Source organism: Vibrio sp. V42_P2S4T144 (assembly GCF_009904715.1).
In the GTDB taxonomy this organism is placed as follows: Bacteria; Pseudomonadota; Gammaproteobacteria; order Enterobacterales; family Vibrionaceae; genus Vibrio; species Vibrio alginolyticus.
This window is the reverse complement of the sequence record NZ_WXWS01000205.1, coordinates 1-13,571: the sequence shown is the minus strand read 5'-3', so window position 1 is coordinate 13,571 and position 13,571 is coordinate 1. Positions and strand designations below refer to the sequence as shown.

Sequence of the window (13,571 nt, the reverse complement as noted above, 5' to 3'; positions counted from 1 at the left end):
CATCAAAGGCAAAGCCACGACAAGACAAGCGACTACTGCCCCTTTCCAATTAAAGCTAAAGACTACCCCTAAGTTTTCATAGAGCCACTTTCCAAGGAACCCTTGTCGTCCTAAAGAAATCAACAACAAATAGCCGATTACCACTGGCGGCAATACCAGTGGTAAATGAATTAAGCTATCGAGAATCGATTTACCAAAGAACGTTTTTCGAGAAAGTAGCCAAGCAAGAAAAACGCCGAGAGGAATCAGCCAAAGTACTGCGTACGCGCCTACTTTGAGGCTTAACATTAAGGCTTGGTATTCCAGTTCTGTCACGCTTCGTTCCTATAATTGAAGGCCGATTTATTGCTGAAAGCCATATTGAGCAAAAACGCGTGCGGCTTCGTCCGATTTTAGGTACTGGAAGAACTGCTCCGACTCAGTAGAATCATTCACAATTGCAGCCGGGTAAACAATAGCCGCATGCGTATCACTCGCAAATTCGCCGACAATTTTGACTTTATCAGTTAACTGAGCATCGGTTTTGTAGACCACACCTAAAGGCGCTTCTCCACGTTCAACCAACGCCAAAGCTAAGCGCACATTCTTTGCTGGTGCGACGTGAGTTTGAACCGCTTTCCATACACCCAGTGTAGTCAATGACTCTTTCGCGTACATACCAGCAGGTACTGACGTCGGATTGCCTAAAGCAAGACGATTTCCATGCAATGCCTTCTCCCATGCCTTTGCATCAGAAAAGTTAAATGAGGTTAATTCTGAAGACTGAGGCGCAATCAACACTAAGCTATTGCGCACTAGATTTGTGACATTGTCACGATAAATGACCTCTTTATCGACCAAATAATCCATCCATTTCGTGTTCGCAGAAATGAATACATCCGCTGGTGCGCCATTGATAATTTGTCGAGCGATAGAAGAAGAACCACCATAAACGGGAGTGATAGAAACGTCATACTTTTCTTCAAAGTTTTGCGCGATCTCGTTAATCGCATTCGTCATAGAAGAGGCTGCATACACTTTTAGGTTCGTTGCTGCATTTGCTGAAAATGAAATGCTTAATACTGCCGCAAGGCAAGCATGCTGTTTCCATGCTTTCATAGAGATACTCCAATACAAGGCAAGCGAAAGAACAGGTTATTTGAATATAAAGTTCAATCAGTTAATGTGCTATTTAAACAAAAAATCAAGGCGCATATGTTGTTCTATCGCATCTGCGATGCGATTAATGCCTTGCTCCTTTAACTCTTCAAAGTCTTGTTGTTTGATTTGGGTGCCGTTTACCCATTCTGATACCAGGCTTAAGACATCTGCCTCGTCAAAGAACCCGTGAAGGTAGGTTCCCATGATTTGGCCACACTCGCTGATCGCCCCCTCCGCTTCACCGGAACTGAATGTAAGAGGTTGCAGGCCCCGTACTTCACTTCGCCCTACGTGGATTTCATAACCCTTTACATTGGCTGTTTTGCCGTTAAGAGAAAGCTGTGCTTGTGTGTTTGTAAGCTGTTTGCTGTTAGTTAGCGTCGTAGTGATATCAAGCAAGCCAAGTCCTTCGCTTTGACCTGGTTGGCCTTCGACGCCGTTTGGATCATCAATCAAGTTTCCAAGCATCTGGTAGCCGCCACAGATACCAATCACTTTTCCACCAAGACGAATATGACGCAAGATATCTTTATCCCACCCCTGGCTTCTTAGATAATCCAGATCGTCTCTGACCGATTTGGTCCCAGGCAAAATAACCAGGTCGGCTTTATCTATTTTTTCGCCTTTACCTACATAACGTAGATTGATGTCTGGATTCAATCGCAGCACATCAAAATCAGTATGATTACTAATCCGGGTTAAAACAGGCACAACAACATTCAGTTTTACCTCAGAGTGCAACTCTTGCTGCGCAGTGATCGCGTCTTCTGCTTCTAAATTCAAACCATGAAGAAAAGGAAGTACACCAAGTACAGGTTTACCTGTTTTTTCTTCTAGCCAATCGAGGCCCGATTGCAATAAACGAATATCACCTCGAAAACGGTTGATAACAAATCCTTTTACTCGCGCTTGTTCAGATTCAGAAAGTAACGCAAGTGTTCCGTACAAATGTGCAAACACTCCACCACGATCAATATCAGCGACAATGATCACTGGTACATCAGCGGCCTCAGCAAAACCCATGTTTGCAATATCGCCTTCTCGTAAATTGATTTCAGCAGGACTCCCCGCGCCCTCGATAATGATCGAATCAAATTCTTGAGTCAGACGAGAGAAGGAATCTAACACCGTGTCCATCGCCACTTTCTTGTAATCATGAAAGCCAGCCGCATCCATATTGGAAATCGCCTTACCCTGCAAAATGATCTGAGCACCTGTATCACTGTTAGGTTTAATCAAAACCGGATTCATATGTACGGTTGGCTCAATATTACACGCCTGTGCCTGAACGGCCTGTGCTCGACCTATTTCACCGCCATCTTTGGTTACCGCACTATTTAGTGCCATGTTTTGTGGCTTAAATGGGGCAACATTTATCCCTTTTCTTGCTAATACACGGCATAAACCTGCCACAAGGACACTTTTTCCGGCATCCGAAGTGGTGCCTTGAACCATTAAAGATGGGATCGCTGATTTCATGAACATTCGTAAGGAATAGAGGAAGATGAACAATCATAACGTCATCGTCCCCACTTACTCAAGCAAATGAATAGAATATGAATGTTGAAATCATCATTGGTTCAAACAAGCCCTGTTTTAATGACCCCATCAAAACAAACCGATGAGGATGTAACATGAAAAAGAATACAATTATCGCAACAATCGCCGCCTTAGCTATTGCTCCTTCTATCGCGTTCGCGAAAGATAACGCTCAAAACCAATCAAACTTGCAGTTTAACGGTCCTGTCACTGTGGAAAAATTGGATGCCTTGCTAAACGACTCCAATATGTTTACTGAAAAAGATGTGGTCGTTGAAGGTAACTTATTGCGTCAAGTTCGCGCGGATAAGTTTGTCTTTAGCGATGGTTCCGGTGAAGTGATGGTCGAACTCGATGACGATATTCAGCTAAATACTCCGATTGATCACACGACTAAAGTCCGTCTGTTTGGCGAATTTGAAGGCGGGAACAAACCAGAGATTGAAGTCGAACAACTCGTAGTCATGTAAAACAAACCCCGATTGCTGTGCATATCAACATGATGTAGTGACGATTACAGCTAAATAGTGACGGCAAGCACTTAAAATGATAGCTTTATCAATCTTGGTCTGCTTTTTGCAGACCATTTTTTTGTTCATTTTAATCATCTTGCCCGGAGACACCATGCTAGGTAAAGCTCTAAAGGTTGCAGCCTTTGGTTTGTGTGCTATTTTGCCACTTTCCGCACATGCAAATAATTTCAACTACAACACGATGGAATTTCGCATGGGCACTAGCCCTGGTACATTTGGTGGCGAGTTCAATACCTACTTTACAGAGAATACCCATTTCATTGCTCGCGCAGACAGTGAGTTTAGCGGAGACTGGGACATTGCTGGTGGTATAGGCTTTAATGGGCCAGCAGGCCAATTTGCAGATATTTATGGCCAAATGTTGGTACACAACATTAAAGAGAACGGCAGTGATAAAGTGGGTGACGAGTGGCGCACGGAAGTGAATATTGGCACTCGTATTTGGTTTATGCAAAATGTTGAGCTACATGGCCGTATCGGCCAAATCATAGATAATGACGATTCGAACACCATTTACAATCTGGGCGCACGATTCCACTCAACTCAACAACTATCGCTTGGTGCAGATTTCAAAAATAATGGTGTCTATGGCCAGCAAATTGTAATGTCTGCTCGTTTTGCATTTTAGTGGATATGACTACCAGGCATCACAAGCAAGCATATGATTCAATAAAAATAGCCTCCGATTTTGGAGGCCATTTTTTGCTAATCAAGAATTATTAGCTTGTAGCAGAAACTAGCTTTAATACATCAGTTTTTAGCGGTTTTTTTAGGTTTATCTTGCACATATTTTTTCGATACATCCACAACGGCAATATCTCTAAAAAAGCTTCGACCAAGCAAAATTGGAAACGTCATATGTCCGCGATCCGCTAACGTAAACTCTGTCTTTTCTTTGTGATCCCCAACGGTAATGTAGGCTTTTACCACCGCTCGTTTATCCACCTCTTCTGACGAAGACTGCTTAACTTTAGCCCAGCGCTCAACGGGTACTTTAAATTCTTTGGTGTCTTTGTCACCTAAATCTATCTTAAATTTAACCCAGTCTTTACCATCACGCTCAAACGGAACAATGTCAGTCGCACTAATTGATGATGTTGTCGCACCTGTATCGACTCTAGCCTTGAAAGTCTGGTCAATTTCAGGAACATAAACCCATTCTTCAGAACCAAGAATTAACATGCCATCGGGTGTTTTTGTGACCTTGACTGGCTTCTTAGGCTTTGGTTCCGGCTTTTTCTCAGGTTTCGCTTCTGGTTTGGGCTCCACCTCTGGCTTTGGATCTACATCAGGTTTCACTTCTGGCTCGACTTTAACGGGCTCTTCGACCTTTGGCGACTCTGGCTCAACAGGTTCCTGCGTCGTTTGAGTTGACGTACAAGCAATTAAACTGCCGCTCATCATAAGCGGCAGAATCAGTTTCCAGTTTTTCATCCACACTCCAATTAAGCTTGAGATACTTTCTTAATTGCGTCCGCTACGTATGGAATATGAGTTTCGGTAAGTCCGGCAATGTTAATTCGACCATCGCCAACACCATAAATGCCATAATCTTCACGCAGTTGCGCCATTTGGTTTCCACTAAAGCCTAGCACAGTAAACATGCCTTTGTGACCCTCAATGAAATCAAATTGATCTGTATTATGGTTGTTTCTCAACTCGTTACACAAACTTTGACGAAGGCTAACCAAACGATGTTGCATTTCACTCAATTCTTGCTTCCAAACGGAAGTGAGATTGTCATCTTGCAGAATGGTCTTAACTAAAGCTGCACCATGGTCGGGTGGCATCGTGTAAGTAGAGCGAGCTAGAGTGAGGAGTTTACCTTTTGCATTGGTTACATCATGCATGTTCTTACCAACCACAATCGCTGCACCAGTTCGTTCACGGTACAGACCAAAGTTCTTCGAACATGAAGTAGTAATCAACATCTCTTCAACGTTATCTGCCATAAAACGAAGACCTTTTGCGTCTTCTTCTAGGCCATCACCGAAGCCTTGGTAAGCAATGTCCACAAATGGGATGAAACCGTTCTTCTGCGACAATTCTGTAATGGCTTGCCAAGCAGAGAAGTCAATATCCGCACCAGTTGGATTGTGGCAACAACCATGAAGAAGTACCACATCTGAAGGCCCAGCTTTCGCAAGATCATCCATCATTTTTGCGGTGTCTACTTGTTTCGTTTCAGAAGAGAAATAGTGGTAGAACTTAACTTTAAGGCCTGCTGCTTCCATCACTGGCTTGTGGTTTACGTAGCTTGGGTTGGAAATCCAAACCGTCGTATCTGGCTGTGCGATCTTCATTAGATCACCGAGCATACGCAGCGCACCACTTGCACCTGGCGTTTGAATAGCTGCAACACGATCCATTGCAGACGTTCCCGTCAGCAGCAAATCGATCATGCTTTTATTAAATTCTTCGCAACCCGCAAGACCAACATAAGACTTGGTTTTTTGAGTTTCAACAACGACATCCTGCGCCATTTGAATGGCTTTCATAATCGGCGTTTCGCCTGCGCTGTTTTTGTATACGCCAATGCCAAGGTCAACCTTGTTTGGACGTTCATCGTTACGGTATGCAACGGATAGAGATAAAATAGGATCTAATACGGGAGTTGGGAGATTAGAAAACATGAAAGTCATAACCCTTTGAAATTCAAGTACCGAACCTCACGTTAACACCATCGCAAAAAATGACGAAATGATTTTTCACTTATTTCATCAATTAGAGAACAAAATTCTGGATTGCGGTGAGTTTTGTGCGCTCTATCGTTCAGAAAAAGAACGATTCACTCCTCGTCGTACCAATCCACTCTACCGTTTTTTCTAAACTCTCTTGGTGTCATGGTCGACCACGCTTTAAAACGTGTACTAAAGTTAGCGCTTGTCGGATATCCGACTATTTCTCCAATATGCTGAATTGGCCATTCTGTTGAACGAAGTAACCTAGCAGCATATTCCATGCGCATACGCGTTAAATGTGCCATTGGGCTTCGACCAAACTGCTTTTGAGTCAGTCGATGCAAATGAGGCTCCGAACATGGATATAGAGCCGCCACCTGCTCAACGCTCCAATCCTTATGGAGCTGACGTTGGACAAGGTCAAATACACGCCGAAGCCTCAATTGGCTGCGTGATATCGACTCTGAGGGCGGCATGTTTAACATCAGCTCTAACTGAGCCACACTATGCTCACCTACCGCACCACCATAATCGATTGGAAGGTGAATGCTGCGTAGTAGTGTTTGGATACATGCATACATCACTTCAGGTGTAGATGAAAGCTGATAGCGAACATCACATTCTAATATCGGCCACTCTCTATCAGGAGCAAGAAAAAGCCACGCGATCTGCCAAGGTTCTTCTTCTATACCAAAACCGTTTTCAACACCTGCGGGTACTGTAATCAACGAGCCCGGTTCCAAATCGTATCGATAAGTCCCACTCTCTAGCCACCCTTTACCACGCACCGTATAGAGCAGCATGTGTTTCTTTTGGTTTTTACGATAAACAGAGAAGAAGTCACGACAAGTGGCAATGCCGCACTGCACAATGCCTCTCTCCTCAAGTGCTAATACTCGACTGTGATCAATAAACTCTTGATAAGTTTTTTCTGAAATCGCGTAGCGTTCTTGTTTATCTTCCATGATTTATTGGCTCACATGTGCGTTAGTAGAGAGTTTTACAAAGGTTTTGGATTCCTTTGAAAAATACACCGCCAAATCATGAGGATAAACTACTCGCATTAATCTTTAAGGAGAAATGCGATGCTCTTAACACGCGAATACATCGATAAAGCATTTTGGCAAAAGCTGATTACGATTGGCCTACCTGTTTCACTTCAGTCCATGCTTTTTGCTTTGCTCGGCGTCGTGGATATTTTCATGGTAAGCCTACTCGGAGAATCTGCAACGGCAGCAGTTGGAGTTGGAAATCGTATCTTTTTCTTCAACCTAGCGGTTGTCTTTGGCCTGTGCGGTGCAGTTACCGTACTTGCTTCTCAATACTACGGCTCAGGAAACCTAGCCGGAATTCGCAGAACGTTGGCGCAATCTTGGTTTATTTCCATTTTGGTGACGCTGCCGTTTATCGTTCTTTATGCGATTTTTGATGAAGAGATCGTCTCTTTTATGTCAGACGATCCTGAATACGTCACTTATGCACGTGATTATCTTGTGGTTACGGGCTTTAGCCTCATTGCTACGGCGATAGTAGTACCGATTGAAGCGGTATTGCGCTCCGTGGGCCAAACCAAACTGGCAACCAACGTTAGTATCTCCGCCATTGTCGTTAACGTCGCGCTTAATTATGTTTTGATTTTTGGTTTATTTGGTTTCCCTCAATGGGGCGTATTTGGTGCAGCCGTAGGTAGTTTTGTTTCTCGATTTTTCCAAACCGCCGTCTTGATTTATTTTTTCTACAAACGATATGCTTACCTAATTCCGACTAAGTTCGATTGGGTACAAGGCCGCTTAAAACAGTATCGAAAAAAGTACTTTAAGGTTTCTTTACCCATGTTGGTCCACGATGCGCTTTGGACTGGTGGATTGATCGTTTACAGCATCATCTATGGTCAATTGGGCGTTTCAGAACTGGCGATCATCTCATTCTTATCACCGATTGAAGGGGTACTGATTTCAACCTTTATGGGATTTGCGGTCGCTGCATCCGTTCTTCTTGGGAATGATATTGGTGCAAAACATTATGACCGAGTCGAGAAAACGGCGTGGTGGTATGTGTTAACCAGCGCAATCTTAGCCACCTTGCTGTTTTTCCTAGTGTGGTTGAGCTCGCCCATGATTCATCACCTATTGGTACTGAGCCCGTTAACCGATGCAGACATGGCACTTAACGTATGTTTAGTCATGGCGCTAGGTATGATTTTGAGGGTGTTTAACATGGTTGGGATTGGCGGCGTACTAAAGAGTGGCGCTGATATTCGCTATAGCATTTTCATCGACACGTTCGGTCAGTGGGCTATTGGCATCCCCCTTACTTATTACACAGGCATGGTGTTAGGGCTGCCTTTGCATTTTGTCTTGATGTCTCTGCTCGCGGAAGAGTTAGTGAAAGGCGTACTGACGACTTACCGTATTCAATCTAAACGTTGGATAAATAATATGGTTGAAGATGACCAATCGGTGACAGCGTAACCAAAAAGACATTAACGAACTCACACCAAAAGGGCTCACCCGTTATGCACGCGTGAGCCCTTTTTATGTGCGGAGAATGCTTGATTAGATGTCCGTAAAGCGATGAATGATTTGGTTTGAACTGCCACGCCATTCGAGATTGAGGTCTTTCTTGTCTTGTTCAAACTTACCATCAATCAAAACATCGATGTATTGCACCACTTCCCTTTGCGCGTTATTCAGTTCCGTCAGCGTGTAGCCAGTCCAAACCCAAATGTCTTTACCTGGGCACTCCTCTCTCACCCTTTTCACTATCTTCAAAATATGAGGCACATTAGCAGGGTGAAGCGGATCTCCACCCGACAACGACAAGCCACGGCGTTTGATACGCGTGTCGTTTAAGTCAGCGATGATTTTGTCTTCCGCTTCTTGCGTGAAAAGTACACCAGAATCCAAACGTTGCGTCGACTGGTTATAACACCCTCGGCACTGATGCACACAACCCGACACAAACAGCGTGCAGCGCGTACCCGGTCCGTTAACAACGTCAATTGGATAGTATTGGTGGTAATTCATAATGCGTCTCTGTGTTATCGCGAAAGAGAAAATCAACCTGTTTAAAGTTGATTTTCAAAGTGTTAAAACGAGTGGTAGTAAACCTTACAGGTGTTTAACTCGGCGCTTCACTTCTTCTTGCTTACCGAAGTTAAACGGGCGTGCATCTGGGCTGCCTAGGTAGCCACAAACTCGACGTGTTACTGATACTTTAGTTGAGTCATGGTTACCACAGCTTGGGCAAGTGAAGCCTTTACTTGTACAGTCAAACTCGCCGTTGTAGCCACACTCGTAGCACTCATCAATTGGCGTGTTTGTACCGTAGTAAGGCACTCGGGTGTAACTGTAGTCCCATACGTTTTCTAGTGCTTCAACGTTACGTTGCATGTTCGGGAACTCGCCGTAACAGATAAAGCCGCCGCTTGAGATTTCTGGGTAAGGCATCTCAAAGTCGATCTTGTCGTATGGGTTCACCTTCTTCTCAACATCTAGGTGGAAGCTGTTGGTGTAGTAACCTTTGTCTGTTACGCCTTCAATTACGCCGAACTCTTTCGCATCGATGCGGCAGAAACGGCTACATAGGTTTTCACTTGGCGTTGCATATAAGCTGAAGCCATAACCTGTTTCGTCAGCCCATTGATTCACAGCATCTTTTAGATGCTTGATGATCGCGACCGCTTTTTCACGCAAAACAGCGTCATCATAAACGTGCGCTTCTGTACCGAATAGCGCGTTAATTGTCTCGTGTACACCGATGTAACCAAGAGAAATAGACGCACGACCGTTCTTGAAGATATCTGCGATTGAGTCGTCTGCTTTCAAGCGAACACCACATGCGCCTTCCATGTATAGGATTGGGGCCACACGTGCTTTCACGTTTTCAAGGCGAGAGATACGTGTCTCTAGTGCTTTACGAGCAAGACGTAGGCGGTCATTTAGAAGCTCGTAGAATTTCTCTTCGCTTCCGTTTGCACGGATAGCGATACGAGGAAGGTTCAAGCTCACGACGCCAAGGTTGTTACGACCTTCGTGAATCAGCTCACCGTTTTCTTCGTAAGTACCAAGGAAGCTACGGCAACCCATTGGCGTTTTGAATGAACCGGTTACTTCCACTACTTTGTCGTAGTTAAGAATGTCTGGGTACATACGCTTAGACGCACACTCAAGCGCAAGTTGCTTGATGTCGTAGTTTGGATCTTCTGATTTGTGGTTCAAACCATCTTTGATGCCGAATACAAGTTTAGGGAATACCGCTGTTTTACGGTTCTTGCCTAGACCTGCAATACGATTCTTCAGAATCGATTTCTGGATAAGGCGTGATGCCCAGCTTGTACCAAGACCAAAACCAAACGTAACGAATGGTGTTTGACCGTTCGCCGTGTGTAGCGTGTTTACCTCGTACTCTAGAGATTGGAACGCGTCGTAACACTCTTTCTCAGTGCGTGCTTTTGCGAACTCTTCTGGCTCAGCAATGTTCCACTCTTTTGCGATCTCTAGGTGTTTCTCGTAGCTTGTGATTACGTACGGTTCTAGAACCTCATCAATACGGTTGATGGTTGTACCGCCGTAAATGTGGCTCGCGACTTGAGCAATGATTTGCGCTGTTACCGCTGTTGCAGTCGAAATTGATTTTGGCGTATCAATCTCAGCGTTACCCATTTTAAAACCATGCGTCAGCATGCCTTTAAGATCGATAAGCATACAGTTAAACATTGGGAAGAACGGTGCGTAGTCTAAATCGTGGTAGTGAATGTCACCCACTTCGTGCGCTTGAACCACATCGCGAGGAAGAATGTGCGTCTTCGCATAGTGTTTCGCTACGATACCAGCCAACAAGTCACGTTGAGTCGGAATTACTTTGCCGTCTTTGTTCGCGTTCTCGTTGATTAGATCCAGATTACTTTCTTCAATCAAACCTTCGATTTCGCGAGTTAGTGCACTTTGCTTCTCACGAGCGATGTCGCGATCGTGGCGATATTCAATGTAAGAACGCGCTAGGGCTTTGTAAGGACCTTGCATGAGTTCATTTTCGACTAAGTCTTGAATCTCATGGATGTGAACTTCATCGTGTTCTCTTAACTGTAACTCGACAGCAAGAGCCACATTAAGAGCATAAATAGCGACATCTTTATCTTTGTTTTCCGCTGCTGCTTCAACTGCTGCTTGGATACGATCCCTGTTGAACGGAGCTCTTGATCCGTCGCGTTTGATTACGATTGGTTTCACCTTGTTCTCCTTACCCGAGCATACTCACAGAGTTATCCACAAACACACTATATGGGGTTATTTTTTATTCTAGCAACACAATATATTGTGGCGTATTTAACGAGAAGCACCACTCGAAAACATTGATTTTGATCAATAAAGATTGGCTAGCGAACAAGAAGAAATCGATCTTATTGGCGTTGATCTCAGTTGCGAAGAAAACCATGAAAATTGCAAAATTGGTACTAAATCTACTTGCTATTTTTGGAGGTCTTGTAGGATAAAGGATGGAAAGGAATACGCTAAAAGATAGGAGTGCAACAGGCCAAAATGCGATCACTTTTTGTTACGTTAATATTACTTTTTAGTTCTCTTTCATTTGCTCAAAACTCCATCAATCTAACCAGTTGGAACATAGAATGGTTATCTATAGATGGTGGAAAAGTGTCGAGAACACCACAAGATTTTGAAAAACTGACCCACTATGTGGATAAAACACAAGCCGACATTCTTGCTTTTCAAGAAGTCGAAAGCGTCGCTGCAATGCAAAAAGCTGTTGGCAATGACTTCACTATCTATCTTTCCGATCGTTCAAACGCCTCCAACCGACACCTTCAGTTTAACGACACCAACCAATACACAGGCTTTGCCGTGCGCAATGGCGTAAGCGTATTAGACACGCCAGACTTCTCTATCACACGAGGCAACAGCAAGCTGCGCTTCGCGAGCTACCTTGTTTTAAATCCAAACCAAGAAAACGAGACTCACCTACTCTCTGTACATCTGAAAGCGGGTTGCAGTGGCGCGTATCGTAATAACCGCGATTGTAAGATAGTGAAACAACAAGGACAGGCACTAGCTAAGTGGATAAAGGCGCGCGAGGACAACAAACAACATTATGTCGTGCTTGGCGACTTTAACCACAACTTGGGTTATCAAGGAGATTGGTTGTGGGACGTGATATCGGACAATACTAGTGCAAAGCTAGTGACTAAAGAGACTAAAGCGGAATGTAAAGTGCGTTCTAATCGTAATCCGAATAAAACCCACCAATTCCGCTCGGTGATAGACCACATTATTGTGAGTGGTGATTTAAAGGCGTCGTCTGGTGTTCAAACCGTTTTCAAAACACAAGATGTACTCGACTATAAACTGAGTGACCATTGCCCGGTTTCTACGACACTCACTTTTTAGCGTTTAAGTACTATTTTTAACGTTGAAGTACTTTCTTTATTGACGAACCACTCTTTTAGCGGTGAATGACCCAGCCAACATTGCCACTATAAAGAGCAGAACTTGTGTGTTGCCAGTGAAAAGGCTGGCAACCGCAGGACCAGGACACACACCCAGTAACCCCCAACCAATACCAAACAGTACAGCACCACCGACTAACTTTTTGTCTATCGCTTTAGAAGTTGGGCATACAATCTCATCACCAAACACAGATTCGCTTCTTGGCTTTATTAATAAAAGATAAGCTGGAACGAACACCGCAAGTGCTCCGCCCATTACAAAGGCTAAGCTTGGATCCCATGCTCCAGTAATATCGAGAAAGCCAATCACTTTTGCCGGTTCAGCCATACCAGAGACCACCATACCAATACCAAAGAGCACACCAGAAAATGCAACAACGGACATTTGCTTAATACTTTTCATTACATGAGTTTTCATAACGGCACTATTCCTCACGATACTAGCAAGACGGTTAACATGGCTGTGGCCATAAAAGTACACGTCGCGACCACAGAACGGATTGAGAAACGCCCTATCCCACAAATGCCATGACCACTAGTACAACCATTGCCGATACGCGTACCGACACCGACTAACAAGCCAGCAACGATAACTAAAACAACAGAACCGCTGTACTGTTCTGGTACATGCCCGCCAAGAACATAAACAGCAAACACGCCACCTAATACCATCGCAATTAAAAAAACAATGCGCCAAACGCGATCTGCGTTCTCAACGGCACCGTTTAAGATCCCACTGATCCCAGCAGTCTTGCCAGTAAATAGCATCAGTGTTATCGCTGATACGCCAACTATTATGCCGCCCAACAGCGACATCCAAGGAACTTCAAACATAGCAACCGCCAAACTAATTACTTACAGAAAACTTGCTTAAAGGCCTCAACCAGCGGACCAACTCTTTCATCAGAAATTGAATAAAATACCTGCTGAGAAACTTTTCTAGCTTTAATAATGTCGTGCTTTCTCAATACGGTGAGATGTTGTGAAAAAGCAGATTGGCTTAATGATGAACCTTCAAAAAGTTCACCGACCCCTTTCTCGCCTTCAATCAGCTTACACATCACGATTAGGCGCTCTGGATGAGCCATAATTTTAAGCAGCTCACTCGCTTCGGTCGCACTTTGTAGCATACTGTCGCCCATTCTTATGCCTCTTCATTACTACATTACATTTTATTAGATATTACTAATTAATATTATTAAGTCAATGCTAATG

At 44.0% G+C, this 13,571-nt stretch carries 14 protein-coding genes and 1 pseudogene; 4 read left to right on the top strand and 11 right to left on the bottom strand.

Features of this window, described 5'->3' with window-relative positions; all coding sequences use genetic code 11:
* The 3 genes and pseudogenes from modB to CAG68_RS07060 form a co-directional block, all read right to left on the bottom strand.
* Nucleotides 1-315, bottom strand: a pseudogene (gene modB / locus CAG68_RS07070) (molybdate ABC transporter permease subunit); the annotation flags it as partial.
* Nucleotides 316-342: 27 nt separating this feature from the next.
* Nucleotides 343-1,098: a molybdate ABC transporter substrate-binding protein gene (gene modA / locus CAG68_RS07065; RefSeq protein ID WP_054575978.1), complete on the bottom strand. Its 756-nt coding sequence runs from the start codon at nucleotides 1,096-1,098 to the stop codon at nucleotides 343-345.
* A gap of 69 nt (nucleotides 1,099-1,167) precedes the next feature.
* On the bottom strand, nucleotides 1,168-2,619 hold the full coding sequence (locus CAG68_RS07060) for a cobyric acid synthase (protein ID WP_054728981.1): 1,452 nt from the start codon (nucleotides 2,617-2,619) through the stop codon (nucleotides 1,168-1,170).
* 155 nt (nucleotides 2,620-2,774) lie between these two features.
* Here CAG68_RS07060 and CAG68_RS07055 point away from each other — a divergent pair, with 155 nt between their 5' ends.
* Together CAG68_RS07055 and CAG68_RS07050 are read left to right on the top strand one after the other, a co-directional pair.
* A complete protein-coding gene (locus CAG68_RS07055) occupies nucleotides 2,775-3,149 on the top strand; it encodes a YgiW/YdeI family stress tolerance OB fold protein (RefSeq protein WP_005376220.1) in 375 nt (124 codons plus the stop codon).
* Nucleotides 3,150-3,303: 154 nt separating this feature from the next.
* Nucleotides 3,304-3,840: a hypothetical protein gene (locus CAG68_RS07050; RefSeq protein WP_017634623.1), complete on the top strand. Its 537-nt coding sequence runs from the start codon at nucleotides 3,304-3,306 to the stop codon at nucleotides 3,838-3,840.
* A gap of 122 nt (nucleotides 3,841-3,962) precedes the next feature.
* On the opposite strand, the gene CAG68_RS07045 is transcribed toward CAG68_RS07050, so the two are convergent.
* The 3 genes from CAG68_RS07045 to CAG68_RS07035 form a co-directional block, all read right to left on the bottom strand.
* Nucleotides 3,963-4,646 (bottom strand): ATP-dependent zinc protease family protein, encoded by a 684-nt coding sequence (locus tag CAG68_RS07045; RefSeq protein ID WP_005388032.1) that lies wholly within the window; start codon nucleotides 4,644-4,646, stop codon nucleotides 3,963-3,965.
* 11 nt (nucleotides 4,647-4,657) lie between these two features.
* Nucleotides 4,658-5,845: an amino acid aminotransferase gene (locus CAG68_RS07040; protein WP_017634625.1), complete on the bottom strand. Its 1,188-nt coding sequence runs from the start codon at nucleotides 5,843-5,845 to the stop codon at nucleotides 4,658-4,660.
* A gap of 155 nt (nucleotides 5,846-6,000) precedes the next feature.
* Nucleotides 6,001-6,858 carry an AraC family transcriptional regulator gene (locus tag CAG68_RS07035; RefSeq protein ID WP_005388028.1) on the bottom strand — a complete coding sequence of 286 codons (858 nt, stop codon included), beginning with the start codon at nucleotides 6,856-6,858 and terminating at the stop codon, nucleotides 6,001-6,003.
* A 120-nt stretch (nucleotides 6,859-6,978) separates the two neighbouring features.
* Here CAG68_RS07035 and CAG68_RS07030 point away from each other — a divergent pair, with 120 nt between their 5' ends.
* Nucleotides 6,979-8,364, top strand: coding sequence for an MATE family efflux transporter (locus tag CAG68_RS07030; RefSeq protein WP_005388027.1), 1,386 nt, complete (start codon nucleotides 6,979-6,981; stop codon nucleotides 8,362-8,364).
* A gap of 84 nt (nucleotides 8,365-8,448) precedes the next feature.
* On the opposite strand, the gene nrdG is transcribed toward CAG68_RS07030, so the two are convergent.
* Complete coding sequence (nrdG, locus tag CAG68_RS07025; protein WP_017634628.1) at nucleotides 8,449-8,919, bottom strand: anaerobic ribonucleoside-triphosphate reductase-activating protein; 471 nt, start codon at nucleotides 8,917-8,919, stop codon at nucleotides 8,449-8,451.
* A gap of 84 nt (nucleotides 8,920-9,003) precedes the next feature.
* A complete protein-coding gene (nrdD, locus tag CAG68_RS07020; protein ID WP_005388026.1) occupies nucleotides 9,004-11,124 on the bottom strand; it encodes an anaerobic ribonucleoside-triphosphate reductase in 2,121 nt (706 codons plus the stop codon).
* A gap of 309 nt (nucleotides 11,125-11,433) precedes the next feature.
* Between nrdD and CAG68_RS07015 the strand changes: the two genes are divergently transcribed.
* Nucleotides 11,434-12,297 (top strand): endonuclease/exonuclease/phosphatase family protein, encoded by an 864-nt coding sequence (locus CAG68_RS07015; RefSeq protein WP_053303644.1) that lies wholly within the window; start codon nucleotides 11,434-11,436, stop codon nucleotides 12,295-12,297.
* A 36-nt stretch (nucleotides 12,298-12,333) separates the two neighbouring features.
* On the opposite strand, the gene CAG68_RS07010 is transcribed toward CAG68_RS07015, so the two are convergent.
* From CAG68_RS07010 to CAG68_RS07000, 3 genes are read right to left on the bottom strand one after another with little or no spacing between them, the layout of a single operon-like run.
* Nucleotides 12,334-12,774 (bottom strand): YeeE/YedE family protein, encoded by a 441-nt coding sequence (locus tag CAG68_RS07010; RefSeq protein WP_031781165.1) that lies wholly within the window; start codon nucleotides 12,772-12,774, stop codon nucleotides 12,334-12,336.
* Between the two features lie 14 nt (nucleotides 12,775-12,788).
* On the bottom strand, nucleotides 12,789-13,202 hold the full coding sequence (locus CAG68_RS07005; protein ID WP_372058356.1) for a YeeE/YedE family protein: 414 nt from the start codon (nucleotides 13,200-13,202) through the stop codon (nucleotides 12,789-12,791).
* A 5-nt stretch (nucleotides 13,203-13,207) separates the two neighbouring features.
* Nucleotides 13,208-13,498 (bottom strand): ArsR/SmtB family transcription factor, encoded by a 291-nt coding sequence (locus tag CAG68_RS07000; RefSeq protein ID WP_005376206.1) that lies wholly within the window; start codon nucleotides 13,496-13,498, stop codon nucleotides 13,208-13,210.
* Between the last annotated feature and the right edge of the window lie 73 nt (nucleotides 13,499-13,571).

Excerpts from the sequence above, each read along its gene's own strand:
- modA (WP_054575978.1), bottom strand. The coding sequence starts at position 1,098 with ATGAAAGCATGGAAACAGCATGCTTGCCTTGCGGCAGTATTAAGCATT.
- CAG68_RS07060 (WP_054728981.1), bottom strand. The coding sequence starts at position 2,619 with ATGAAATCAGCGATCCCATCTTTAATGGTTCAAGGCACCACTTCGGAT.
- CAG68_RS07055 (WP_005376220.1), top strand. The coding sequence starts at position 2,775 with ATGAAAAAGAATACAATTATCGCAACAATCGCCGCCTTAGCTATTGCT.
- CAG68_RS07050 (WP_017634623.1), top strand. The coding sequence starts at position 3,304 with ATGCTAGGTAAAGCTCTAAAGGTTGCAGCCTTTGGTTTGTGTGCTATT.
- CAG68_RS07045 (WP_005388032.1), bottom strand. The coding sequence starts at position 4,646 with ATGAAAAACTGGAAACTGATTCTGCCGCTTATGATGAGCGGCAGTTTA.
- CAG68_RS07040 (WP_017634625.1), bottom strand. The coding sequence starts at position 5,845 with ATGTTTTCTAATCTCCCAACTCCCGTATTAGATCCTATTTTATCTCTA.
- CAG68_RS07035 (WP_005388028.1), bottom strand. The coding sequence starts at position 6,858 with ATGGAAGATAAACAAGAACGCTACGCGATTTCAGAAAAAACTTATCAA.
- CAG68_RS07030 (WP_005388027.1), top strand. The coding sequence starts at position 6,979 with ATGCTCTTAACACGCGAATACATCGATAAAGCATTTTGGCAAAAGCTG.
- nrdG (WP_017634628.1), bottom strand. The coding sequence starts at position 8,919 with ATGAATTACCACCAATACTATCCAATTGACGTTGTTAACGGACCGGGT.
- CAG68_RS07015 (WP_053303644.1), top strand. The coding sequence starts at position 11,434 with ATGCGATCACTTTTTGTTACGTTAATATTACTTTTTAGTTCTCTTTCA.
- CAG68_RS07010 (WP_031781165.1), bottom strand. The coding sequence starts at position 12,774 with ATGAAAACTCATGTAATGAAAAGTATTAAGCAAATGTCCGTTGTTGCA.
- CAG68_RS07000 (WP_005376206.1), bottom strand. The coding sequence starts at position 13,498 with ATGGGCGACAGTATGCTACAAAGTGCGACCGAAGCGAGTGAGCTGCTT.